Genomic DNA, 22,236 nt, shown 5'->3' on the forward strand with positions numbered 1-22,236 from the left:
GCAATATCATGGATGAAATGAGACCTGTGTTGCAAGAAAAATTGCTAAGTCATCTATATTGCACTTCGGCATGTTCAAAAAAAAGCGAAGTTTCTTCAAGGCATAAAAAAGGGCAGCATATTGCTACCCTCATTGCTAATATCATCCTAACGGTGTTGTCACGCCCGCTCAAGGCTGTCGTCACCCGCTCAAGGCTGCCGTCACCCGCTCAAGGTTGCCGTTTCCCGCTCTAGGCTTCAAGCACAGCTTAAGCAGATAATCTAGCTATCTGAAGACATGTCCGAAGGCTTAAGGCCGCGGTTCAATGTTTCAATACCTTCACCCGTTAACGTTCCTGCAGCTTGCTTAAGAGTCACGACAGACTGGATAAAGTCGTATCGAGCACCTGCAAGGTTACGCTGAGCGTCGAACAGGTTACGAGTACTATCAAGTACGTCTACCACCGTGCGCGTACCTACGTCAAACCCTGCTTCGGTTGCTTTCAAAGCGCTATCTGCTGAGATTACAGACTGCTCTAATGCGCGAATTCGAGATACTGCAGCTCGCAAATCGTTAAACGAACGACGCACGCTTTGCACAGTTTGACGATGCGCTTGCTCTAGCTGTTCACTGGCAACCACGAAGTTGTGACGGGCCTGCTCAGTGCTTGCCGTTACTCGGCCACCTAGATAGATAGGGATATTCAAACGTGCATTTAAACGCGTGTTATCCTGGATCGGAAGGTTAGCTTGTGGCTGTGCTCCGATGTTTTGTGACACATCTTCTTCTGTGTAGGCCGCACTGAATGATAGCGTCGGATAATGACCCGCTCGTGCCGCGTCAATGTCGTCTTCAGCGATATCTTTTCCAAGGCGCTGCACCAGCAGTGATAAATTACGCTCTTCTGCTAGCTTCAGCCATTCGTTAACTGTCGATGGCTGAGGTAAAGATGCACTGAAGCGCTCAGTGTTAAGCACGCTTAAACGAGAGTGATATTTTCCCGTGATAACGCGAAGATCTTCAAGCGCAATCTCCACATCGTTTTCTGCCTGTATTTCACGTGCTACCGTATTGTCAAAGTTAGCTTGAGCTTCATGAACGTCGGTAATTGCAGTCAGACCAACTTCAAAGCGCTGTTTGGTTTGTTCTAACTGTCGTTCAATAGCGCGTTTTTCCGCTTTGATAAACTCTAGATTATCCTGCGCACGCAGAGCCCCAAGATATGCTGTAACTGTACGTACAATAAGATCTTGTACCTGCAGAGCGTACTGCGAATCACTTTGCTGTGCTACTTTTTCAGCACGAGCCAAGTTGACCCAGTTGGCGTGATCGTAAATTGAAAGGGTGGCTTCAACGCCTTTCTGAAGATTGGTTTGTTGGAAACCTAATAGTGGGAAATTAAACCCTACCAACTCACCATTGGAATCAAACTGAGGTACGGTGTTGGCGCTTGTCGCATCAAAGTCAGTGTAGGAAATAAATGCAGATACTTGAGGTAGAAGATTAGCTCTACTAATGCTGATCCCTTCGAACGCTGCATTGCGTTGCGCCTTCGCTTGGTTGACTAGTGGGTCGTTAGCGAGTGCTTGTTGATATACCTGCATTAGGTCATCGGCTAACGCCCCCGTAGTCATCGATATTCCGATAACCAGCGATAGAAGTGTTCGTTTCATGCTTACGTCTTCCTGTAGTGTTCGAGTTGTGTCGGCTTACTGACTCCATTGTAAAGTATCGTACCGACCTGTTAAAACCAAGTGTATGAAAAATCAACCACAAACCGAAAGTCCAAACTCGTAACAGTGTTCGTTTAACTGTAACAGAATATGTGATCTACCCACGCTCATTATTTTTATATAAATGACTTTTAATTTGAGTTTTCTGTTATTTGTACATCTACAATACGGCGTTCATCGCGCGTATACATGTGTGGTGTGCAAATGTAGACTACATGATAAATCTATTTGAACCATAAGTGTCAGCAAATGAGCAAAGAAATCCTTTCGTTTACCTCAAATGACGTTGAAATTACCGAAATTAGCCCTGTTTACCGCGGTTTTTTCACTATGAATCGGTACACTTTCAGGCACAAATGCTTCAACGGCGAATGGAGCGATTTGGTTAGCCGCGAAATTTTTGAGCGTGGTCATGCCGTCGGTGTGTTGCCTTATGATCCAATAACGCAAGAGTTTGTGCTTATCGAACAAGTGAGAGTTGGGGCATTGACGACGTCTTCAAGCCCTTGGTTAATAGAAATTATTGCGGGCATGATTGACGAAGGTGAAACCGAAGAAAATGTTTGCCATCGTGAATCGATGGAAGAGGCAGGGATAGCGCTAGATAGCCTCACCAAAGCATTAAGTTATCTATCGAGCCCGGGCGGCACAACAGAAAGGTTACATATTTTTATAGCGAAGACCGATGCGACTAAAGCACAGGGTATACACGGCTTAGAGACTGAGTCTGAAGATATTAAGGTGCATCGAGTCAAAGAAAATACTGCACTTGAATGGCTGGAAACTGGTCGCATAGACAACGCTGCGGCGTTAATTGCGCTACAATGGTTTTTTATGCATAAAACTCAACTTCTAGAGCAGTGGAAAACACCGTGACTTATCGTACACAACGAAAATACGTTCCTCATCTTCCTACTATGCAGGCAGTATGCGAGGTTAACTATGCGAATATTCTGCGCATTTTACCCGATTGCGACACGGAAGACTTGAGCTATCGCTTTTCGATAGGTAAGCATTTGGCGTACGAAGTTAAAATAGTTGAGTCATCTCGCTACACCAGTTCTTTACGTATCAAACAAACCACAAAGGACATGCCGGATTACCTAACCCCGTCGATGACAGTACGCTTGTACCACGACGCCAGACTGGCTGAAGTGATCAATAGCCAAAATACGGGCGCACTAGAGCCTTCTTATGAGTATCCTAATTTAAAAATGCGCCAGCGAAACGAAAAGCAGATGGTGAACATATTTTTGGCTGAGTGGTTAGATTTTTGTTTAAAACACACTCCAAAGGTAACCTCTGAAGCGTGAAAACGGTAATACAATTTAGTGACTGTCATTTGTTGCACGACACCTCTAGAAAAGGTTATGGCGGTATTTCCCCCTATCATTCGTTAGAACGCCTTCTTACGCAGTTAGTCCAAAGCGGTAACACGGAAAAAGTGTCACCCGATGTGGCTGATGCGGTGTTAATTACCGGTGATATCAGTGGCGATGACTCCCCTGCAAGCTATACCCATTTTCTCAACTTGATGGAACTCTACGTGGATGTACCTTGGTATGTCATTCCAGGCAACCACGACGCCAACCCCCATTATGACGAATATTTAGTACCACACATGCTGTTAGCTGACTTACCCCTTCGCATTGGAAGCTGGTGTATTCACGGCCTAGATACTCGGCCAAAGCAAATGGCCAAAGGAGCGCAGGGAGAGATAGACAGCCATGAGCTCGATTGTATTGAACGCGCGGTTCGCGCTGCCGATCAACAGCATCATTTGCTTGCCCTTCATCATCACATTTTGCCGTCGAACAGCTGGATGGATAAGCATAACTTGGTGAATGCAGAGCATTTAATTGAGTGGCTAGATAGTGTAAAGGAGATAAAGCATATTATTCACGGGCACGTACATTCGCCGCTCAGACAGCAAGTGGGCAAAGACAACATTACTAGTTTCGGGTGTCCCTCAAGCTGCTGGCAATGGGAAATGCAAACCGACTTCGCCGTGAGTGAAGAAAAGCCCGGTTATCATCACATTAGCCTTCATGATGATGGTGATGTCGCGGTGAGTATTAAACGACTGATTTAGTTAATTTCAAAATTGCATGTCTTCAACGTAATGCGTGCTTTTTACTACTGCATCTTATAAAAAATTAGATTTTGCAAACATCATTTATTATACAAACAGGGACGCAACATGCAGCACATTTTGTATCTTCATGGATTTCTTAGTTCTCCATCATCGATAAAAGCGCAGACGACCAAAGACTATTTTGCTGCCCATCATCCAGACGTTCAGGTTCATATTCCTGCTCTGTCTAATTTTCCGAGTAAGGTAGAAGCACAGCTCACCGCGTTAATTGAGCAAACGCCAGCGCTGTTAACTAACGGCCTTAAAGTTATTGGAAGTTCAATGGGCGGGTATTTGTCCACGTTTTTAATTGAAAAGTATTCAGGAAAAGCTGTGTTGATTAACCCAGCGGTGAGACCTTACGAACTGCTTCAGCAGTTTATCGGCGCTCATGTTAACCCCTACAGTGGTGAGAAGTTTACTATTGAGGCAAGTGATATCGATTTGATAAAAGCGCTAGATGCCAACACACTGAACGAGCAAAAAGCGTATAAGGTGTTGCTGCAAACCAATGATGAAACCTTAGACTATCGCTTGGCCGCGGCAAAGTATGCCCTAAGTGAATTAGTGATAGAGGAAGGGGGCGATCACAGCTTTGTGGGGTATGAAAATCATTTGCCCAGCATTGCAGATTTCCTTCTAGATTAAGCTTTATGCAAATATGGTAGGGGCGGCAACAGGTCAACGTCGTTGCCAGGATTAAATCGCCCTGCTACCATCTTTTTACCTTGCGTTGCAGATGAAGTCTGCGTACGTTTACTCATGTTTCTGGCTTAAATAATAACCATAACTATGTCAAATCAATATAATTCAGATGCTATTGAAGTCTTAAATGGCCTCGACCCGGTTAAACGCCGCCCTGGTATGTACACCGACACTTCACGCCCTAACCATTTAGGGCAAGAGGTTATCGATAACAGTGTGGATGAAGCGCTTGCTGGTCATGCGTCTAATATCAAAGTTATCCTGCATGAAGATCAGTCTTTAGAAGTGATTGATGACGGTCGCGGCATGCCCGTAGATATTCACCCTGAAGAAGGTGTGTCTGGGGTAGAGCTTATTTTGTGTAAGCTGCATGCCGGAGGTAAGTTTTCAAATAAAAACTATGCCTTTTCGGGCGGGTTGCACGGTGTTGGTATCTCGGTAGTTAATGCACTGTCCCATCGTGTAGAGGTCACTATTCGCCGTGATAGCAACGTGTATCAAATTGCGTTTGAAAATGGCGACAAGGTAGAAGATCTCAAGATTATCGACACCTGCGGTAAGCGCAATACAGGTACTCGCGTGCACTTCTGGCCAGACTCCCAATACTTTGATTCTGCCAAGTTTTCTGTCAGTCGATTGCTGCACAATCTGCGCGCTAAAGCCGTATTAAGCCCAGGTCTTCGCATTCGTTTTGACAACAAAATATCGAAAGAAAGCCAAGAGTGGTATTACGAAGATGGCTTAAAAGATTATCTTTATCAAGCGGTTGAAGCATTCGAAACGCTGCCCTCTGATACGCCGTTTGTCGGTAGTTTCAGCGGTAACACCGAGGGGGCAGACTGGGCAGTAATGTGGCTGCCAGAAGGTGGCGATCTTATTACTGAAAGCTATGTAAATCTTATTCCCACCGCGCAAGGTGGCACTCACGTTAACGGAATGCGCCAAGGTTTGCTGGAATCAATGCGCGAGTTCTGTGAATTCAGAAATCTGATGCCTCGTGGTGTAAAACTATCCCCTGATGATATTTGGGACCGCTGTGCCTATATTTTATCAACCAAAATGCAGGATCCTCAGTTTGCAGGACAAACGAAAGAGCGGTTATCTTCTCGCCAGTCTAGTGCTTTTGTGTCTGGTGTAGTGAAAGACTCGTTTAGCTTATGGCTAAACCAGCATACGGACGTGGCCGAAGCCCTTGCTGAAATGTGTATTAACAATGCCCAGCGCCGATTGCGTCAAACCAAAAAAGTCGCCCGTAAAAAAGTGACTCAGGGCCCAGCATTACCGGGAAAACTTACCGACTGTTCATCACAAGACATTAATCAATCAGAATTGTTTTTGGTGGAAGGAGATTCAGCGGGTGGTTCTGCCAAGCAAGCCCGTGATCGAGAGTTCCAGGCTATTATGCCGCTTAGAGGAAAAATTCTTAACAGCTGGGAAGTTGACTCATCTCAGGTGTTAGCGTCGCAAGAAATTCATGATATATCGGTGGCTTTGGGTATCGACCCAGATTCAACAGATTTGTCTGGGTTGCGTTACGGTAAAATCTGTATTCTGGCAGATGCCGACTCGGATGGACTGCATATTGCCACCTTATTGTGTGCACTTTTTGTAAGGCATTTTAGAACGTTAGTAAATCAAGGTCACGTTTATGTTGCTATGCCTCCTTTGTTTCGAATTGATGTTGGCAAGGAGGTGTTTTATGCGCTGGATGAGAGCGAAAAACAAGGCATTCTAGATCGTATCGAAGCAGAGAAAAAACGCGGTAAGGTAAATGTGCAGCGCTTTAAAGGGCTAGGGGAGATGAATCCGCTTCAGCTTCGCGAAACCACCATGGATCCCAATACCCGTCGTCTTGTTCAATTAACTATTGATGATGCTGAAGACATGATGGAATTAATGGACATGCTGCTAGCGAAAAAGCGCTCAGGCGATAGAAAAACATGGCTTGAAAGTAAGGGGAATATGGCTGAAGTCGTGCTGTAGTTTCAGAGCCTTATAAAAAGAAAGTACAGCGGTGTACTTTCTTTTTTTATCTTTTTATCTTTTTATCTTTTTTTAACCTCTGTTGCATCCAATCGTTATCTTCGGTCGTTTGGCTTTTTGAAAAGGACGTGAGCAGTACAGCGTCACTACATCAAAAAGACAACGGAGACGGTTATGGATTTATCACATACTTCACAGCGCAATATTAAACTTTCACTGCTTGCAGCGGCAGTTGTGTTTTCTCTATCAGCTTGTAACGGCGATGATGGCATCGACGGCGCAAATGGTGCCGATGGTCAAGACGGTGCCGATGGTCAAGTCGGTGCACCCGGACAAGATGGTAGCCCAGGTTTTGCAGCAGCGACATTTTTAGTTGCCAACAATGGCGATAGTAATCGCAATACCGTATCGACGGTAGATCAAAACGCCAATATTATCAACACCGTATCAACAGGCGCTAACGAAGGCGTCGCGTTATCTCAAAGCAATACGCTTTTCCAGGCAGGAGATAGCGACCTTCCTCTTATTCGCTCATTTTGCTCGTTTACAGGAAATAGCGACTTTGATGCAAATTTTGGTCATGATATCACCGGAGCGGCAACTGGTTTAGTAAACCCTAAAGGTATTGTATTTGTCGAAGAGGCCGGCCTTGTTATGGCTGCTGATTTTAATGCTCAAAGAGTCAGTATTTTCGGCGGTCAGGCTGCTGGAAACGCAGCGCCAATTGCTGAAATCATGACATCTGCGAACCCTTGGGACGTAGCGTTCGACGAAAGTGCCGACCGCTTATTTGTTGCCCTGACCGACGGCACGGTTGCCGTGTATGACGATGTAATTTCTTCTGGCTTTGCGCCAACGGTAACCAGAACGATAGTTCCATCAGATGCCGACGGAAACCAAATCTCAATCAACCTTCATGGTATTGTGTATGAAGCAATGTCAAACCGACTCATATTGTCAGACGTGGGAGACGCAAGCGTGGCGGACGATGGTCAGTTATTTGTCATTGAAAGTGCAGCATCTGCTGATGGCATGGTAGTGCCTACGAGAGTAGTGGGTGGTCCAAGCACGCAATTAGGTAACCCGGTTGATATCATTTTATCTGGCTCAGACCTTCGTGTTGCCGAAAAATCGAATGACGCCATTTTAGTCTTTTCAAATATATTTACCAGTGCGAGTGGCGATGTCGCGCCAACGCTTTCTACACCATCTGTTAAGCCAGAATCCCTTGTTGAGTTTACTGACGCGGTGGTGAAGTGGGATGCATCGGATGACGGTATAACCACCATGCCAATCTCAGGGCTTTCTGTATCGAGTAATCCATCTGCAGAAGGCGATACCACTGGGCAAGTTGCACAACTTAGTGCGCTTTTAGGCAGCGAATTACGCAGCTTTGATAGCGGCATGAGCATAGAAAGTGCGTCCTATACAGCGCAAGGCGATGGCGTTATCACCTTCGACAACCCAGATACTTCAACAGGCGGGCTGTTAGTGGTAAATAGACTCACCTCAAGTCGCGACGGCATGATGTACAGCGGCAGCTACGATCACATGATAGCAGGCGCGAATACAGGACTCATTGCCCCTAAAGGGCTTGATGTTGCATCAACAGAGGGTCTAGTGTTTGTTGCTGACGTGAATGAGGCAACACCAGCGGTACGCGTGTTTTCACCATGCGCATCAGGTGATGTAGCACCGCTATTAACCCTTGAAGCATCAAATGGCGCTCGTCCATGGGATGTAGATTACGATCCAGCAACTGACAGCGCTTATCTAGCGCTAACAAATGGTACGGTTGCCGTATTTGAAGAAGTAATAAGACGGTTAAATAGCGGTGAATCAGTACTGACTGGCGAAGACCGGTTAATTGTACCAGCAAGCAGTGGTAGTGCGTTTTCGGCGCCTACTAACCTTCATGGCATCGACTATGACAGTCAAAGTGATAGCTTGGTCATCTCTGATGTAGGCAGTGCGGCTGACGCTACCGATGGCAAGCTTTATGTTATTTCAGGTGCGCAGTCGGCAGACGGCATTACTGACGTATCGGTAAATATAGCCGGACCAACTTCTATGCTTGGCAACCCGGTGGATTTAATGCTGAGCAACGGGCATGTTTATGTGGCAGAAAAATCGAACGGCGCTATCTTGCGATTCGATAATATTTTGAACGCAGACTCAGGCGATATAGCGCCTAGTTACAGTGCGTCTTTCACGGCACCTGAATCAGTTTCGGTACTGCCTATTTACTAAGTCTCAAGTTAACAATGTATTGATGAGCAAAAGGCCTGACGCGACACGTTGGGCTTTTTTTTATTAAGCCAAACTGACATGATGCTGTTGTTCAGTTTACGTTTCGGCTTACGTGTTTTATAACTCCGCTGAGCATAGTCAGCTTTACCGCCATTACAGTAGACTGAAGTGGTCATGCAGAGAATTAGCACGTTGCTTGTTAATACAAAGTGCAGAAAATAGGTTTTGATAGTGAGCAATATAGTGCAATACTTTTTGATAATACGATAAAACAGAATTTATCACCGCGTGTAAAAACACTTGTATGGTAATGTATAGCTATTAATGGCTACTTGTGATGGAGCAATCTTTACAACATTGATTTAAATGTATTACAAGTCAGTTTCCGTGTCACGATTGGTAAAGGTTTGCTACCACAAATATGATCTTGCGATGTATAAAATGGCTTTCTGTTGGCTTGGCTATCGTTGTTTGTGTTGCTCTTCTAGGGGCCACAACTCTTACTGTTATGGTTATTCAAACTGCACCACTGGTTTCAAGTAATGCATCAATCCAGCTTGATGGTGCCGACAGTGTGAATGTATTGCTAAGCCAGCTACAACGCGCTTTTTCCCGCCGTGAAGAAGGCCACCAATTGACTTTAAGCGAAACACAGGTGGAGAGTTTGGTAGGCGTTTTACAGCGCGCGCTTCCAGAGTTCAAAGGGCAAGTAAATATTACATCGATGGGCGGTACGGTAAGCATTACCTATGCATTGAAAGATACCGGCTATTTTTTTAATGCGTCAGCCTTGGTGTTGCCCGGCGATAGCCTTCGTATTGAATATGTACAAGTGGGCAGTTTAAGCATTCCCGGTAAATTCTTACTCAACGTGATTGAATATGCGGTTAACAGCTACACAGATACAGAAATTGCGTCTATAGCGTTAAGCCGCGTAGAGAAAGTATCTATGCAGCAAGGAGAGCTCACATTAGATGTAGGGCGTTTAGATACACTGCTTGTGGAGCTAAATACGGTAGCATCGAATTTATCTGTGGAGGAAGAAACCGAGCTGCAAACCCTTACTGCCTATTACCTCAGGTATATTTCGGGTAGAGATATTGCCCTATCTTCAAGTCCCGTTTCCCTTAGCGAATACTTGCGTGAAGGTATGGCCAGAGCCCGCGAGCAAAGCTCATCAGCTGCGCAAGCAGTACTTCACAACAAGGCGGTAATTCTTGCGCTAGCCGCTTATGTTGGGCACCACAGAGTTGGAAATCTCGTGGGTGACATTCAGCCGGATAAAGACAAGGCCCTTCGTCCTCGTTCTGGTGCGGTTTTGCATAATCGCAATGATTTGGCGAGACACTTTATTATTTCTGCAGCACTCGAGTTGTTATCAGAGCAAAGTATGTCCTTTGCCATTGGGGAATTCAAAGAGTTGATGGACCGCGGTGCCGGTGGTTCTGGATACAGCTTTGTTGATTTAGTTGCCGATATGTCAGGTACTGCTTTTGCTAAAGCGGCCGTGTCGCCAGCACAAGCAGAAAACGTTCAAAATGCTCTTGCCCGAATTAGCAGTGAAAGTGACATTATTCCTGCTATTGACGATGTACCAGAAGGGCTCAGCAAACGAGCGTTTACCGAGCAATATGAACGCGTAGACAGTGATGCGTATTTACGTGAAGTCGAAGGGCTAAAGCAGCGCATAAAGCGCATCCCGCTTTATGCTAACTAGCGAGCTCAAATTAAATACAACGCAGGCGATAGATGAGCGCGAAATGGGCGCGCCATAGACAATATGCTCAGCTAATTGAGATAGGCGTTAGCTATGAGGCTTGCTTGCTAGGCTTTGTTGAAATTGGGTAACGGTGATAAGCGCTAACTCTATTTTCTTCACTAGCGGGGCAAGTGCCGCTTTTGTTTGCTCTTCGTTCATGTCTTTCATTGCTTGCCAATCTAACGCGATTTCTTCCACATAAGGAACAAAGCGTTTCGACGACGTTGTAAAGCCACTGTCAGAGGCGAATACGGCGGAAAATTTACCTTTCTTATCCCGCTGTAACACATCCAATGCCTGGTCGGCATCCACGGCTTTTCGGTAAAGCGTTTGCATGGTCTCTTGAAGCTGTTGGTTTACGGTTTGCATTTCTTGCATGAGAACGCCTTTAATTGCTTGATGAAAATTTGATTTTGAACTTGACTCAAAAACTGATTAAAGTTTCGACGGTTTTTGCCGATACACCCAAAGATGGGCAATTTTGCCTATTTTTTCACTTTGCTACAAGCAACAAAGGAAAACGGTATGGAACTACAAGGTGTAAACGCCTCTGCAGCGTCCGGTGCTTCGCTTGAGTTAGCTTCTCTTAAGTTGGCAAAAAGCCAGCAAGAACAAGAGGGAAAAGCGTCGCTTCAGTTGCTGGAATCAGCCGCTGACGTACCAAAGGTATCCTCTTCAAACCCCGCGTTAGGCGCTAATATTGATACTTTCGCGTAGGTCAGGGATGCAAATGTAAGTCGATAGGCGTTTTGCCGGGTTGTCCCCCAATTTCTCTTACGAGCTTGGGCACTAAGAATCCCGGCAGGCGCTTTATCGCTTGCTCCATAATAGCCCTCCCATCGTTATCACTCACATAAAAATGACTCGCTCCCTGTACTTTGTCGAGTACATGCAAGTAATAAGGTAGTACGCCTGCTTCAAAAAGCCGCTCGTTCAGTGCGCAAATGGCATCAGCACTGTCATTAATTCCTTTCAACAATACAGACTGATTAAGCAAGGTAACCCCTTTACTTCTTAGTGGCGCCAGTGCATTTACTAATTTATCAGAGACTTCATTTTCATGATTCGCGTGAAGTACTAATACCTTTTGAATGGGTAGCGCGGTAAACCAATCTTCGAAGGCACTGCAAATTCGCTCAGGCAATACTACGGGTAGTCGGGTGTGAATACGAAAACGTTTTACATGCTCGATTGCTGCAATTTCTGATGCTAACCATGCTAAGTGATCGTCTTTCGCCATTAATGGATCGCCACCAGAAAAAATAACTTCGTTAATATCTGGATTGTTGGCAATGTACGATAATGTGTCTGTCCATTGTGCTTTGTTAACGGCATTTTCTGCGTAGGGGAAGTGACGTCTAAAGCAATATCGACAGTTCACTGCGCATCCGGTGCGAACCATCAGCAGCACACGAGAGTCGTACTTGTGCAACAGCCCTTTACCTGCGGTGTTATGTTCTTCCAGCGGATCTTCATTGTAGTGAGGCGACGTTAAAAACTCATCGCTTAACGGCATAACCTGCAGAAGAAGTGGGTCGTTTGGATTCCCTTTTTCCATTAATTTTGCAAAATGGCGGGGAACGCGCATAGGGAATAAGCGTCGTGCTTTTATGTGCTGTACGTATTTTTTCTCATCTAAGTGTAAATAATTAATAAGCGTAGAGGGGTCCGTAAAGCTCCTTGATAATTCTTTTTGCCAGTTATGCTCTACAGAAATCGCTTTTTTAGGTATTATTTGTTCCACGAAACTTTTTGCACCTTATGTTTAGACAGAGGAATTATGGCTAATTACAGCACTAACGAGTTCAAAGGCGGCCTGAAAATCATGCTGGACGGCGAACCTTGCAACATTTTAGAAAACGAATATGTAAAGCCTGGTAAGGGCCAAGCGTTTAACCGCGTAAAAATTCGCAAGCTTATTTCAGGTAAAGTTTTAGAAAAAACATTCCGCTCTGGTGAATCCGTAGAAGGCGCAGACGTTATGGATACGGAGCTGGCCTATCTATACACCGACGGCGAATTCTACCACTTTATGAATAACGATACATTCGAACAAATCGCAGCTGACGAAAAAGCGGTGGGCGAGAATATCAAATGGTTGGTAGAAAACGACGTTTGTACTATCACGTTGTGGAACGGTGCGCCAATCACGGTAACACCGCCTAACTTTGTAGAGTTAGAAATTACTGAAACTGATCCTGGCTTGAAGGGTGATACAGCAGGAACCGGTGGTAAGCCAGCAACCTTGACCACAGGTGCAGTTGTACGTGTACCATTGTTTGTTCAAACAGGTGAAGTTGTTCGCGTAGATACACGCTCTGGCGAATATGTGTCACGAGTTCAAAAATAAGTATCGTGTAAAAATAAGTGACATGAGCAAATAGCACGTTACTAGCAACGTTCGAAAACCGGTATGTTCACGTACCGGTTTTTTAATTTCTGGCTTTCATCTTCTTCTTAAAAACGTCGGCACAACTATGAAACATGGGCAATCTTGGCAACCTACTACTACCCACAAAACCAGAGTAGCGAGAGCTGAATTACTTCGCCAGATTAGGGCGTTTTTCCACAGCCGTGACGTGCTTGAAGTAGAAACCCCAGTGCTATCTGCCGGAACCGTTACCGATGAGCACCTTGACGCGTTTAACACCGAATTTTTATACGCTAATACCGGAAAACCCGTTTCTTTATTTCTACAAACCTCGCCCGAATATGCAATGAAGCGACTGCTGTGCGCACAAAGCGGTGCAATCTACCAAATTGGCAAAGCATTTCGCCATGAAGGGGAAGGGCGGTGGCACAACCCCGAATTCACCATGCTAGAGTGGTATCGCCCCGGTTTTGACCATTTCATGTTGATGAAAGAAGTGGATGACCTTTTACATGAGGTGTTAGGTGCAATATCAGATAGTGACATGATTACTTACCAAAACGCGTTTATCACTTATCTTGGGATAGACCCGCTTAATAGCTCAGCACGCTCAATTCATCAAAAAATGCTTGAATGCGATATTGATATTGACGCTATGGAGCACTTATCAAAAGACAGTCAGTTGCAGCTTCTGTTTTCCTACTGTATTGAACCTAAAATAGGCATTCAGGCACCCTGTTTTGTGTACGACTTCCCCGCTTCCCAAGCGGCACTGGCAAAAATAAGCCCCTCAGATAGCCGTGTTGCCGAGCGTTTTGAAGTGTATTTTAAAGGTATTGAATTGGCGAACGGGTTCAATGAATTGAGTGAACCTGCTGAGCAGCGCGCTAGGTTCGAGCAAGACAACAAAAAGCGTGCACTATCGGGGTTACCGGAAAAACCTTTAGACGAACACTTTTTGCAGGCCCTCGCGTCAGGGTTGCCTGAATGTGCAGGTGTTGCCCTTGGGATAGACAGACTGTTGATGTTGAAAACCGGTGTCTCACATATTCAAGACGTCATTAACTTTCCGGTGAGCCGCGCATAGCAAAGGAAAACCATTGTTCATTTCTTCAATGAGTCGGAACTTGTTGTGCTCTCTCCTTTGCTGCCTCTTGCGATATCACCACTAAGCACCTCAACTGTTCGCTAACAATTCAGCACGTTTCATCGGCAAACTGCTTTATTGGTGCGGCTGTTTACTGTTGACCTTATAACACTCATGCTGAAACATGTTATAACATTACACACTGTTTCAGCCTACATTAGCAATGCCGCAGAAACGGTATCAATATAGCTAAAAATACTCACCAGAGGATAATAATGAAAATGCGTTCGTTACTAAGCACTACGATAGCGGCATTACTCAGTGCTCCGGTTCTCGCAACCACCGTCACTGGGACCGTCACAGATACATCAGGCAAGCCAGTAGAAGGCGCGGAAGTTAAGATTGAAGGCACGCGCCGCATAGCCGTTACTGATGAAAACGGCATCTATCGTTTTAACGATGTAAAGCAACCTCATATCCATTTACATGTATATTCAAGCAACTATATTCACGGTGATAACGACCTTGGTGATGTGAGTAGCGATCAAAAAGCTGACTTTGTTTTACAGCCTGCGTCGGTAGAGAATATTGTGGTTACGGCAACAGCGCTACAGTCATCTGTGCTTGAATCAGTCACGCCCGTTACCGTTATCGGTGCTGAAAAACTTCGCAAAATTGAAGCGCCTACCCTTGGTGAAACGCTTAAGAATACGCCAGGGGTGCACAGTACCTACTTTGGCCCTGTTTCAAGCAGCCCTATCATTCGTGGCAACGATGGCCCGCGAGTGAAAATCGTACAAAACGGCTTAGATGTCTCTGACGTGTCTCGCGTGGGTCCAGATCATAATGTGGCCACTTCGTTGGCAAGTGCCACTCAGGTTGAAGTGCTTCGCGGCCCCGCGACACTTCAGTACGGTAGTGGTGCAATTGGTGGTGTAGTTAACGTTGTTGATAAGCGCATACCGCAATATCAGGTGGACGGTGTTGAGGGTGAAGTCGAGGCAAGCTACAGCACCGTAAATGAGGGCAAATATACTCGCGGTGATGTAACTGGCGGCCAAGGCAACTTTGTGTGGCATGTTGATGGTTTTATCCGTAATACCGAAAACGCAGACATCCCGGGCTTTGCATCACTTGAGCCAGATGATGATGAGGAAAGCGGCGAATTGGAAAGTAGTGCCATGGAGACAACTAACATTGTCGCGGGTCTTTCTTACGTTGCCGAGGAAGGCTATTTCGGTTTCGCTGTTGAAAAACTCGATAATGAATATGGTGTTCCAGGCCACAGTCACGGTCATGGTGATGAGCATGGCGATGAACACGATGGTGCTCTTGATGAAGACCACGACGGCGTGCACGATGAAGAGCACATGCACGAAGAAGAAGGTGTTTTTCTCGATGTGGATATGACTCGCTATCAAGCGGCAGGTGAGTGGCACTCGCCTATTAGAGGGCTGACTAACCTGAAGTTCGCTGCTGCCTATACCGACTACGAGCATGCTGAAATTGAAGACGGCATGCCGGGAACCGTGTTTACCAACGAGTCTACTGATATTCGCCTATCGGCTTATCATGAAGAAGTGGCAGGCTGGCACGGTGTGTTTGGTCTGCAGTTTACATCAAGCGATTATACTGCCGTGGGTGAGGAGGCGTTTACGCCTGCCAACGTCACGGACAGCGTCTCGCTATACCTCATTGAGCAAAAGAAAGTGGGTAACGTGACCTTCGAAATTGGTGGTCGTCTAGAATCAACCACTATCGATGTCGCAGACAGTGACATTGAGCTTGATGTGTATCATGACGAAGAGCACGAAGGCGAAGAACACGAAAGTGAGGAGCATGAAAGCGAGGAGCACGAAGCTCATGGCACAGCATTTACGTTCCCAAAATATGATTTCTCAGCAGTATCGCTTTCAGCAGGTGCGAATTGGGAGTACACCGACGGTCAGTCAGTAGCGATTACACTTTCAAGAAGCGAACGTGCGCCGAGTCAGCAGGAACTATTTTCTGCAGGTCAGCATTTGGCAACACAAAGCTATGAAGTTGGATTAGTATTCGACTTAGACGAGGAAGGCCATATCGAAGAAAACTTAAAAGGAGTAACTGAGGAAGTTAGTACTAATTTAGATATGACCTTCCGTAAGTTCACTGGCGATTGGGGCTACAGCGTTTCCTTGTTTTATAACCAAGCTGATAATTATATTTTCCAAACCAACACGGGCCTAATCGCGTTATCTGGGCATGAAGAGCATGATGATGATCATGGCGGAGAACTTGAAGGTGAGCACGAAGGTGAACATGAAGAAGGTCATGAGTCGCACAGCGATGAAGGCTTGCCTGTTTTCTACTTCCAGCAAGCCGATGCCGACATTTGGGGCCTTGAAGCGCAAGCGTATTTCGACCTTAATGATGCGTTCCGTTTAACCGTGTTCACTGATTATATTCGCGCAGAAATAGAAGACGACAATTTGCCACGTACTCCGCCAATGCGAATGGGTGGCGAGCTAAGTTACGTTAACGGCGGGCTTAGCGCTGATGCAGGTTTTACTTGGGTTGACGACCAAACTGATACCGCGTCTTTTGAAACGGCTACAGACGGATACACCCTGTTAAACGCCAGCGTTCAGTATGAATTTGCGAGTCAAGGCATCGATTGGGTTGTGTTTGCTCGAGGTGATAACTTGACCGATGAAGAAGCGCGAGTGCACACCTCTTTCCTTAAAGACCAAGCGCCGCTACCAGGTAGAAATATCAGCGTGGGTGTAAGAGCCTTGTTCTAGTCACTTTAGGATGGGTTGTCTTTAGTTTTTCGCTAAATGACAGCAACATGCCATAAGGTAAACGCTGAAGAGGCGGTACTTTTTGAGGTTATCGCATCAAGGTAAACTCAAAAGGTACCGCCTTTTTTATGACCTCGTCTTAATGGATCAGAGCAAGCATGTTGGGCTGTGAGGCTGTAAACTTAAGTTGCGAACGAGTAAGTTCTGTCATTAATAGCCACATCATAAAATCATACAGGAGATAGTGTGAACAACGCTGATGCACCCTCTGCACATGACATTGTTAATTATTTAAACGGGCTCGATGAGTCTCATATCGTTCTTGGTTATGGAAGTTTATTAAGCCGCGACAGCCGAGAGCGCTTCTCGGGTATAAAAACCTACGGCGTTCCGGTAATGGTGGATGGGTTTGAGCGTGCTTGGGTAACCAGAAGTATTCAAGAGCAGCAAACCTACGTTGGGGCAATCAAAAACGCCGCTAAAAAGCTGAATGCGCAACTGATCCCCGCCGAGCTCAATCCTGCGCTGCAAGAACGAGAAAAAGATTATCGATTTACGCAAGTGTCGCCAGAGCAAATTGCCTTCGACGCTACAATGGACATAAATAGCGAAACAGCCCTTTATGAAGCCCTTAGCGGTCGCACACTATGGGTATGCGAGACATTGCACTGTAGCCCTGCGAATGATCAGTTCCCGGTAAGCCAAACTTATGTTGATACTTGTTTAGCCGGATGCTTAGAGCACGCAGGCGAAAAGGCCGCCACGGATTTTGTGACGCATACCTCATTGTGGGATCACCCACGAGTCGACGACAGAGCGTTGCCTAAATATCCACGGGCTGCCAACGTAGATAAGGCAACACGTGACAAAATAGACATTATATTATCAAATAATCTACTATCTTGACTTCTCTCCTATACTAAACGGTTAGCCTAGAGCTCTTTTTAGGTATTTTATTCGGGCATTTCAACAGACAGTAAAAAGACAACAAAAGCAGAGGGCGTCATTAAGATGAATATTGAATTTCAGGGGACGCGAGTTCGGATGCGGGCGCTCAGCTTTGACGACAAAGCGTGGGTGTTAGCGCTGCAGCAAGACCCTCAGTGGGTAAAATTCATTGGAAGCCGCGGAGTCAATTCACTTGAAGACGCCTGCGACTATATTGCCCGTACCAATGCGCAATGCAAAGAATGGGGCTACGGACTGCTGGCTATTGAGGACAGCGAGACTGGACTTCCATTAGGGGTATGCGGGCTGTTTAATCGCTTTGCATTCACCTGTCCGGATTTAGGTTTTGCCCTGTTGCCAGAAGCGCGAGGACGAGGCATTTGCCAAGAAGCCTGTGAACTCGTGATTGACTGGGCAAGAAATCAAGGTTATCGCTTTCTCACGGGAATGACTCACCCAGATAACACGCGCTCTCAGGCTCTGCTGACGAAGTTAGGGTATGAAAAACAAGGATGGTATTTTGATAAGTCATTCCCTGTCCAGGCGCTTTACTGGCTGTCGCTTTAGTAAGTTGGGCTTACAAACTTAGGCTTGCAAAGCATTCGCCCTTTGCTTATTCATAAAATGGCAAAGAGTATTTGAGTAGGCTTGCTGCTAATCGCTGACAAAACCTCTCTAACGAGCTGCGAGGTGAGTTGCTGCTGAAGCGGAAAACTAAAGCACAATGCCTGCTAGGTTCATTGTTTTTCCTGGGGCCCCTTTCAGTAACGTTGCTTTAAATTCATTGGGTACGGGTTTCTTTTCAAATGTCAGTGAATCGACCATCACATAGACAATTTCAGCTGATGCTACCGCGTGGTTAGTTTGCCAATTCAGCATATCAATTTGCATCGTAAAAGAGGTATTGCCAACGTTGCTCACATGCACCGACAAGCACAAAATGTCGTCGAATTTGGCTGAGTTTTGCCATGATATATTGAGATTGACGACTTGATTATCTAAGCCTTGGTTTGTTAGTGCTTGGTATCCACCTATTAGCGCTCGCATAAATTCAGTGGCGGCTAAGTCTGCGTAGTCGGCATATCGTGCGTTAAATACAACATTTTGAGGGTCGCATTCGGCATATCGAACTCTTAGCAGTAATTTAAATGCATTAGGCTTAACCTTGGTCATTCGTGTTTTCCTTTTGATTCTGCACTGTTTTTATATTCCCCTCATTTTCTTCAGCTTGTCCATCAAGACGCCACTGGTCACCAATAATAGGGTCTTCCGATTTAGGTTCTACTTCCCAAGAATATGCTTTAACTGTCGGTTTTGGATCGAGCGAATGCCATAAACAGGCACAAAGAACACCAGCCAAAGCACCGAATAAATGGTATTCGAACGAAATCCCTTCTTGGCGGGGAAATATACTCATCGTCATTCCACCTTCCCGAAGGGCGAGTTTACAATGTCCGTACTCTTTGTTGTGTCACCTTGATGTAGAACCACTATACCTGCGGTAACACACCGCGATTACGAACATTTTAAGTCTCGCTGAGTGGATAAGTATCTATGCGGAGTGGTATTTTCTCTGCGAAATATACTCACCACGAATAAATAAAAAAATACACCATGCGTTAAACCGCTAGCGCCAATATGATAGCTTTCGCGTCCAAACAACCACACACCAATTCCAGATAGTAACCACACTGTTATTAGTACACGCCAACGTGTTTTGGGGTAACCGTAGATGAGAAATGAGCCAAGCACTAACATGGGCAATGTATTGTTGAAAATATGCTCTAATGAACCGTGTATAAGGGGCGCTGTTACAATTCCAACCAAACCATGCACGGCTAAAGGATAAACCCCGAGCCAACTTAGGTCGACGTTAAAGTTGAGTTCAAAAGCTTTAAAGCACCAAATAAAACCCACGGCGAATGCGGTGATTACTATACTGTTTTTGAGTGACGACGTTTTCATTTGTCAGATTTATGGGCAATTAATAAAATAACAACGTGCCTCGCCCGTAGGCTAAATGGCAGCAATGAGCACTTGTCAGAAAACTAGTCGATTATCTTTAACATTTCATAAACAAAAGTTAAAAATTATTGTCTCAAAATCAGCGGTTTAGCGCTTAAGGCTACAGGTCGTGATCACGTATAATTAAAGCCTAATTCGTGAGGGCTAAGACATGACTAAACAGAAAAACGACACGAGTAAAGAAACGGCAAAAGTGGTTGCGACAATGATGATACCCATGGTCACGTTAGGCTTGGTGTGTCTATCAATTGGCGTGTATCTAATGAATACCGTCTTTACAGGAATTTGACGGAACTTTGGTAAACACCGCTTTACACGCCACCAGCCTTGGAAAGTTACATAACCAAGGCGGTGGCGTTTGTATTGTTAAGGCTACTGTAAACCGGCAGTATTTGTGATTAAAGCAGTGCAGTTAAAGCAGTGCGGTTAGCGCACCGCATTTAATGCAAATAAGTGTGACTAGAGTGGCGGAAGCACGGTCACTTTTTTGATCACGATGGGCTCAATGGGAACGTTGTTCGCGTTTAAGCGAATTGAGTACTCGGTTTCCACTTCTGACATAGCATCAACGACATCTGACCCTTCTACAATTAAGCCAAATACCGCATAGCCCCAGTCCCGTCCAGGGTTCAGGCTTTCATTGTCATTAACGTTAAAAAAGAACTGACGGTTAGCGGTGTGAGGGCCGTTTTGACGTGCCAGTGCAATGGTATGTAAGTCGTTAGTGAGCCCATTGCCCGACTCGTTAAAAATATCGGGAAAGTTCGACTTACCGTTAAAATCAGAGGTGTAGCCGCCACCTTGCACTACAAAACCGGGTACAATGCGATGAAAAATAGTGTCGTTGTAAGCCCGCTTGTCTACATAGCGCAAAAAATTATTTACGGTAATAGGGGCGCGCCTTCTATCTAACTCCACCACAATATCACCCATGGTGGTTTCAATTTTTACGCGAGGGTAATAGTTGTCAGGCTGTATTTGAGAGCCATCGTCTTTTTTCGCAGCAACAAGGGGGCTAACACTTAAAAAAACACACACCATTAATAGGCTAGAAAGAATGTTGTTTATCTTCTTTAGCATAGTAAATCCTTTAAATAATCTTACTGTTTAGCGACGCTAAAAATAACGAACTTTTTATCGTTTGACAGTATATCAACACCACCAAACAGTTTTTTCAATTTTATGTGGTAATCCAAGTGACGATTTCCTACCACAACAAGATGTCCGCCTCGTACTAATAAATCGCGAGAGTCGGTAAACATTTGCCATGCAATGTGGTCGGTGATCACATTTTGTTGATGAAAAGGAGGATTACACAACACCTTAGTGACCGCAGGCGTGTTCGGCTCGTTAAGAAGGCCTTCCAAGCAGTTGGTAGCAATAAAGGTGCATTGATCTATTTTATCTGGGTGGTTAGTCAATACATTTAAACGTGCACTCTCCAATGCCATGTAAGATTCATCGGTAAAAATGACCTTGCAGTCTGGGGCAAGTGTTAGCGCGTTAATACCTAAAACGCCGTTACCACACCCCACATCGACAACCGTATCATTGCTGCTCACCGTCATGTGTTTCATCATAATACGGGCACCGATATCTAACGACTGACGTGAAAACACATTTGCTTCGTTGTCTAACGTCATTTTCGCGCCGGTGGTTCCCTTGCATTCCCATCGAGTTGGGTAGGGCGACGGGTACGATGGAAGGGTAAGGTCGGGACGAGAAAACACCAGTCGCGACTTTTTCTTTGCCAGAGAGGTGGTGGTGGGGCCAATGTACTTTTCAAACAATGCCAGCACCGATTTGGTAATGGCTTTTGCTTTGCCGCCGGCAATCACTTGTGTGTCAGCAGATATATAACGCTTTAAATCAATAAGCTGCTGCTCTAAAAGCGCAAGTGCTCTTGGCACTTTCAACACCACAATAGCCGGGGCTGCTTGCGGAGAAAACGTTAAGCTGTCAACGCTGGTCATAGTATTGACGGGGGCCGTTTCTGATACCGATGTCTCTGCGCTTATTGCATTACGCCCTAAGTTTTCCAGCAAAGAGCGTCGAGATATGTATGAGTCTGACACCCAAAGTGGATTTAAATGCTCAAACCAGCACCCCAATGCACCAAAGTCATCATTAAAAATCATTAGCTGAGACTCGGCAGTGTCTGTAGAAACTACATTGTCGTTGAGCAACGATTCTACATGGTCGATGAGCAACTCATCGGCGCTGTCCCATGCCTGTAAGCTTACATGTTGATGCTTTTCAGGATAGCGAATTAGAGACAAGTTTCGGTCTGCAAAGATAAATTCTGTGTTCATTAGCGAAAATTCTGACGGCAACAGCAATGACGTGTGTCATGCCTTGGCGTGCTTTGGAGTTAGCAATGGGCGTAGGATAACATTTCGCGGGCAAAAAGAGCATGATCAGATTGGTGCAATGCACGTAAATAACCTTGGCGGTAAAAAAATCATACTCACTAAAACTGGAT

General features: G+C 45.4%; 22 protein-coding genes. 14 read left to right on the forward strand and 8 right to left on the reverse strand.

Going from position 1 to position 22,236, the window contains the following annotated elements; genetic code table 11:
- Positions 1-260: 260 nt before the first annotated feature.
- Positions 261-1,652 carry an outer membrane channel protein TolC gene (gene tolC, locus ACOJR9_RS03140; RefSeq protein WP_420934942.1) on the reverse strand — a complete coding sequence of 464 codons (1,392 nt, stop codon included), beginning with the start codon at positions 1,650-1,652 and terminating at the stop codon, positions 261-263.
- A 309-nt stretch (positions 1,653-1,961) separates the two neighbouring features.
- Between tolC and nudF the strand changes: the two genes are divergently transcribed.
- The 7 genes from nudF (at position 1,962) to ACOJR9_RS03175 (ending at position 10,501) form a co-directional block, all read left to right on the forward strand.
- Positions 1,962-2,588: an ADP-ribose diphosphatase gene (gene nudF, locus ACOJR9_RS03145; RefSeq protein ID WP_420934943.1), complete on the forward strand. Its 627-nt coding sequence runs from the start codon at positions 1,962-1,964 to the stop codon at positions 2,586-2,588.
- 41 nt (positions 2,589-2,629) lie between these two features.
- Positions 2,630-3,025 carry a DUF1249 domain-containing protein gene (locus ACOJR9_RS03150; RefSeq protein ID WP_420936029.1) on the forward strand — a complete coding sequence of 132 codons (396 nt, stop codon included), beginning with the start codon at positions 2,630-2,632 and terminating at the stop codon, positions 3,023-3,025.
- Positions 3,022-3,804 carry a metallophosphoesterase gene (locus ACOJR9_RS03155; RefSeq protein WP_420934944.1) on the forward strand — a complete coding sequence of 261 codons (783 nt, stop codon included), beginning with the start codon at positions 3,022-3,024 and terminating at the stop codon, positions 3,802-3,804. The genes ACOJR9_RS03150 and ACOJR9_RS03155 overlap by 4 nt, the downstream gene beginning before the upstream one ends.
- A gap of 108 nt (positions 3,805-3,912) precedes the next feature.
- Entirely contained in the window at positions 3,913-4,494 is a 582-nt protein-coding gene (locus tag ACOJR9_RS03160; protein WP_420934945.1) for a YqiA/YcfP family alpha/beta fold hydrolase, read from the forward strand.
- 144 nt (positions 4,495-4,638) lie between these two features.
- Positions 4,639-6,534, forward strand: a complete 1,896-nt coding sequence (gene parE / locus ACOJR9_RS03165; RefSeq protein ID WP_420934946.1) for a DNA topoisomerase IV subunit B — start codon at positions 4,639-4,641, stop codon at positions 6,532-6,534.
- Positions 6,535-6,708: 174 nt separating this feature from the next.
- On the forward strand, positions 6,709-8,784 hold the full coding sequence (locus tag ACOJR9_RS03170) for a hypothetical protein (RefSeq protein ID WP_420934947.1): 2,076 nt from the start codon (positions 6,709-6,711) through the stop codon (positions 8,782-8,784).
- Positions 8,785-9,205: 421 nt separating this feature from the next.
- The gene (locus ACOJR9_RS03175) at positions 9,206-10,501 is read left to right on the forward strand and encodes a hypothetical protein (protein WP_420934948.1); all 1,296 of its coding nucleotides are present in this window, start codon (positions 9,206-9,208) and stop codon (positions 10,499-10,501) included.
- An 87-nt stretch (positions 10,502-10,588) separates the two neighbouring features.
- Here ACOJR9_RS03175 and ACOJR9_RS03180 read toward each other — a convergent pair whose 3' ends face one another.
- Positions 10,589-10,912 (reverse strand): hypothetical protein, encoded by a 324-nt coding sequence (locus ACOJR9_RS03180; protein WP_420936030.1) that lies wholly within the window; start codon positions 10,910-10,912, stop codon positions 10,589-10,591.
- Between the two features lie 156 nt (positions 10,913-11,068).
- Here ACOJR9_RS03180 and ACOJR9_RS03185 point away from each other — a divergent pair, with 156 nt between their 5' ends.
- On the forward strand, positions 11,069-11,260 hold the full coding sequence (locus ACOJR9_RS03185; protein WP_420934949.1) for a hypothetical protein: 192 nt from the start codon (positions 11,069-11,071) through the stop codon (positions 11,258-11,260).
- Between the two features lies 1 nt (position 11,261).
- Here ACOJR9_RS03185 and epmB read toward each other — a convergent pair whose 3' ends face one another.
- The gene (epmB, locus tag ACOJR9_RS03190) at positions 11,262-12,287 is read right to left on the reverse strand and encodes an EF-P beta-lysylation protein EpmB (protein ID WP_420934950.1); all 1,026 of its coding nucleotides are present in this window, start codon (positions 12,285-12,287) and stop codon (positions 11,262-11,264) included.
- 36 nt (positions 12,288-12,323) lie between these two features.
- Here epmB and efp point away from each other — a divergent pair, with 36 nt between their 5' ends.
- The 5 genes from efp to ACOJR9_RS03215 all read left to right on the forward strand — a co-directional run bounded on the left by efp (position 12,324) and on the right by ACOJR9_RS03215 (position 18,296).
- A complete protein-coding gene (gene efp / locus ACOJR9_RS03195; RefSeq protein WP_420934951.1) occupies positions 12,324-12,893 on the forward strand; it encodes an elongation factor P in 570 nt (189 codons plus the stop codon).
- 127 nt (positions 12,894-13,020) lie between these two features.
- The gene (gene epmA / locus ACOJR9_RS03200) at positions 13,021-14,001 is read left to right on the forward strand and encodes an elongation factor P--(R)-beta-lysine ligase (protein WP_420934952.1); all 981 of its coding nucleotides are present in this window, start codon (positions 13,021-13,023) and stop codon (positions 13,999-14,001) included.
- Between the two features lie 275 nt (positions 14,002-14,276).
- Positions 14,277-16,781, forward strand: coding sequence for a TonB-dependent receptor (locus ACOJR9_RS03205; protein ID WP_420934953.1), 2,505 nt, complete (start codon positions 14,277-14,279; stop codon positions 16,779-16,781).
- A gap of 246 nt (positions 16,782-17,027) precedes the next feature.
- Positions 17,028-17,687 carry a gamma-glutamylcyclotransferase gene (locus tag ACOJR9_RS03210; RefSeq protein ID WP_420934954.1) on the forward strand — a complete coding sequence of 220 codons (660 nt, stop codon included), beginning with the start codon at positions 17,028-17,030 and terminating at the stop codon, positions 17,685-17,687.
- Between the two features lie 105 nt (positions 17,688-17,792).
- The gene (locus tag ACOJR9_RS03215; protein ID WP_420934955.1) at positions 17,793-18,296 is read left to right on the forward strand and encodes a GNAT family N-acetyltransferase; all 504 of its coding nucleotides are present in this window, start codon (positions 17,793-17,795) and stop codon (positions 18,294-18,296) included.
- Between the two features lie 147 nt (positions 18,297-18,443).
- Here ACOJR9_RS03215 and ACOJR9_RS03220 read toward each other — a convergent pair whose 3' ends face one another.
- The 3 genes from ACOJR9_RS03220 to ACOJR9_RS03230 all read right to left on the reverse strand — a co-directional run bounded on the left by ACOJR9_RS03220 (position 18,444) and on the right by ACOJR9_RS03230 (position 19,694).
- Positions 18,444-18,902: an acyl-CoA thioesterase gene (locus ACOJR9_RS03220; protein ID WP_420934956.1), complete on the reverse strand. Its 459-nt coding sequence runs from the start codon at positions 18,900-18,902 to the stop codon at positions 18,444-18,446.
- Entirely contained in the window at positions 18,889-19,146 is a 258-nt protein-coding gene (locus ACOJR9_RS03225) for a hypothetical protein (RefSeq protein WP_420934957.1), read from the reverse strand. Before ACOJR9_RS03225 ends, ACOJR9_RS03220 begins: the two co-directional genes overlap by 14 nt.
- 98 nt (positions 19,147-19,244) lie before the next feature.
- Positions 19,245-19,694, reverse strand: coding sequence for a rhomboid family intramembrane serine protease (locus ACOJR9_RS03230; RefSeq protein ID WP_420934958.1), 450 nt, complete (start codon positions 19,692-19,694; stop codon positions 19,245-19,247).
- Positions 19,695-19,905: 211 nt separating this feature from the next.
- Here ACOJR9_RS03230 and ACOJR9_RS03235 point away from each other — a divergent pair, with 211 nt between their 5' ends.
- Positions 19,906-20,043: a hypothetical protein gene (locus ACOJR9_RS03235; RefSeq protein WP_269519342.1), complete on the forward strand. Its 138-nt coding sequence runs from the start codon at positions 19,906-19,908 to the stop codon at positions 20,041-20,043.
- 170 nt (positions 20,044-20,213) lie between these two features.
- Here the strand turns inward: ACOJR9_RS03235 and ACOJR9_RS03240 are convergent, their stop codons facing one another.
- Both ACOJR9_RS03240 and ACOJR9_RS03245 read right to left on the reverse strand, forming a co-directional pair.
- Entirely contained in the window at positions 20,214-20,795 is a 582-nt protein-coding gene (locus ACOJR9_RS03240; RefSeq protein WP_163107560.1) for a peptidylprolyl isomerase, read from the reverse strand.
- Positions 20,796-20,854: 59 nt separating this feature from the next.
- Positions 20,855-22,066 (reverse strand): methyltransferase, encoded by a 1,212-nt coding sequence (locus tag ACOJR9_RS03245; RefSeq protein ID WP_420934959.1) that lies wholly within the window; start codon positions 22,064-22,066, stop codon positions 20,855-20,857.
- Positions 22,067-22,236 lie beyond the last annotated feature (170 nt).

This window comes from Alteromonas ulvae (genome assembly GCF_048987005.1).
Taxonomy (GTDB): domain Bacteria; phylum Pseudomonadota; class Gammaproteobacteria; order Enterobacterales; family Alteromonadaceae; genus Alteromonas.

Bases quoted from the DNA above. Each gene is read 5' to 3' on its own strand.
- ACOJR9_RS03240 (WP_163107560.1), bottom strand. From the start codon at position 20,795: ATGGTGTGTGTTTTTTTAAGTGTTAGCCCCCTTGTTGCTGCGAAAAAA.
- ACOJR9_RS03220 (WP_420934956.1), bottom strand. From the start codon at position 18,902: ATGACCAAGGTTAAGCCTAATGCATTTAAATTACTGCTAAGAGTTCGA.
- ACOJR9_RS03180 (WP_420936030.1), bottom strand. From the start codon at position 10,912: ATGCAAACCGTAAACCAACAGCTTCAAGAGACCATGCAAACGCTTTAC.
- ACOJR9_RS03245 (WP_420934959.1), bottom strand. From the start codon at position 22,066: ATGAACACAGAATTTATCTTTGCAGACCGAAACTTGTCTCTAATTCGC.
- parE (WP_420934946.1), top strand. From the start codon at position 4,639: ATGTCAAATCAATATAATTCAGATGCTATTGAAGTCTTAAATGGCCTC.
- tolC (WP_420934942.1), bottom strand. From the start codon at position 1,652: ATGAAACGAACACTTCTATCGCTGGTTATCGGAATATCGATGACTACG.
- nudF (WP_420934943.1), top strand. From the start codon at position 1,962: ATGAGCAAAGAAATCCTTTCGTTTACCTCAAATGACGTTGAAATTACC.
- ACOJR9_RS03150 (WP_420936029.1), top strand. From the start codon at position 2,630: ATGCAGGCAGTATGCGAGGTTAACTATGCGAATATTCTGCGCATTTTA.
- ACOJR9_RS03175 (WP_420934948.1), top strand. From the start codon at position 9,206: ATGATCTTGCGATGTATAAAATGGCTTTCTGTTGGCTTGGCTATCGTT.
- ACOJR9_RS03205 (WP_420934953.1), top strand. From the start codon at position 14,277: ATGAAAATGCGTTCGTTACTAAGCACTACGATAGCGGCATTACTCAGT.
- ACOJR9_RS03185 (WP_420934949.1), top strand. From the start codon at position 11,069: ATGGAACTACAAGGTGTAAACGCCTCTGCAGCGTCCGGTGCTTCGCTT.
- ACOJR9_RS03170 (WP_420934947.1), top strand. From the start codon at position 6,709: ATGGATTTATCACATACTTCACAGCGCAATATTAAACTTTCACTGCTT.
- ACOJR9_RS03225 (WP_420934957.1), bottom strand. From the start codon at position 19,146: ATGAGTATATTTCCCCGCCAAGAAGGGATTTCGTTCGAATACCATTTA.
- ACOJR9_RS03230 (WP_420934958.1), bottom strand. From the start codon at position 19,694: ATGAAAACGTCGTCACTCAAAAACAGTATAGTAATCACCGCATTCGCC.
- epmA (WP_420934952.1), top strand. From the start codon at position 13,021: ATGAAACATGGGCAATCTTGGCAACCTACTACTACCCACAAAACCAGA.
- efp (WP_420934951.1), top strand. From the start codon at position 12,324: ATGGCTAATTACAGCACTAACGAGTTCAAAGGCGGCCTGAAAATCATG.
- ACOJR9_RS03235 (WP_269519342.1), top strand. From the start codon at position 19,906: ATGACTAAACAGAAAAACGACACGAGTAAAGAAACGGCAAAAGTGGTT.
- ACOJR9_RS03215 (WP_420934955.1), top strand. From the start codon at position 17,793: ATGAATATTGAATTTCAGGGGACGCGAGTTCGGATGCGGGCGCTCAGC.
- ACOJR9_RS03160 (WP_420934945.1), top strand. From the start codon at position 3,913: ATGCAGCACATTTTGTATCTTCATGGATTTCTTAGTTCTCCATCATCG.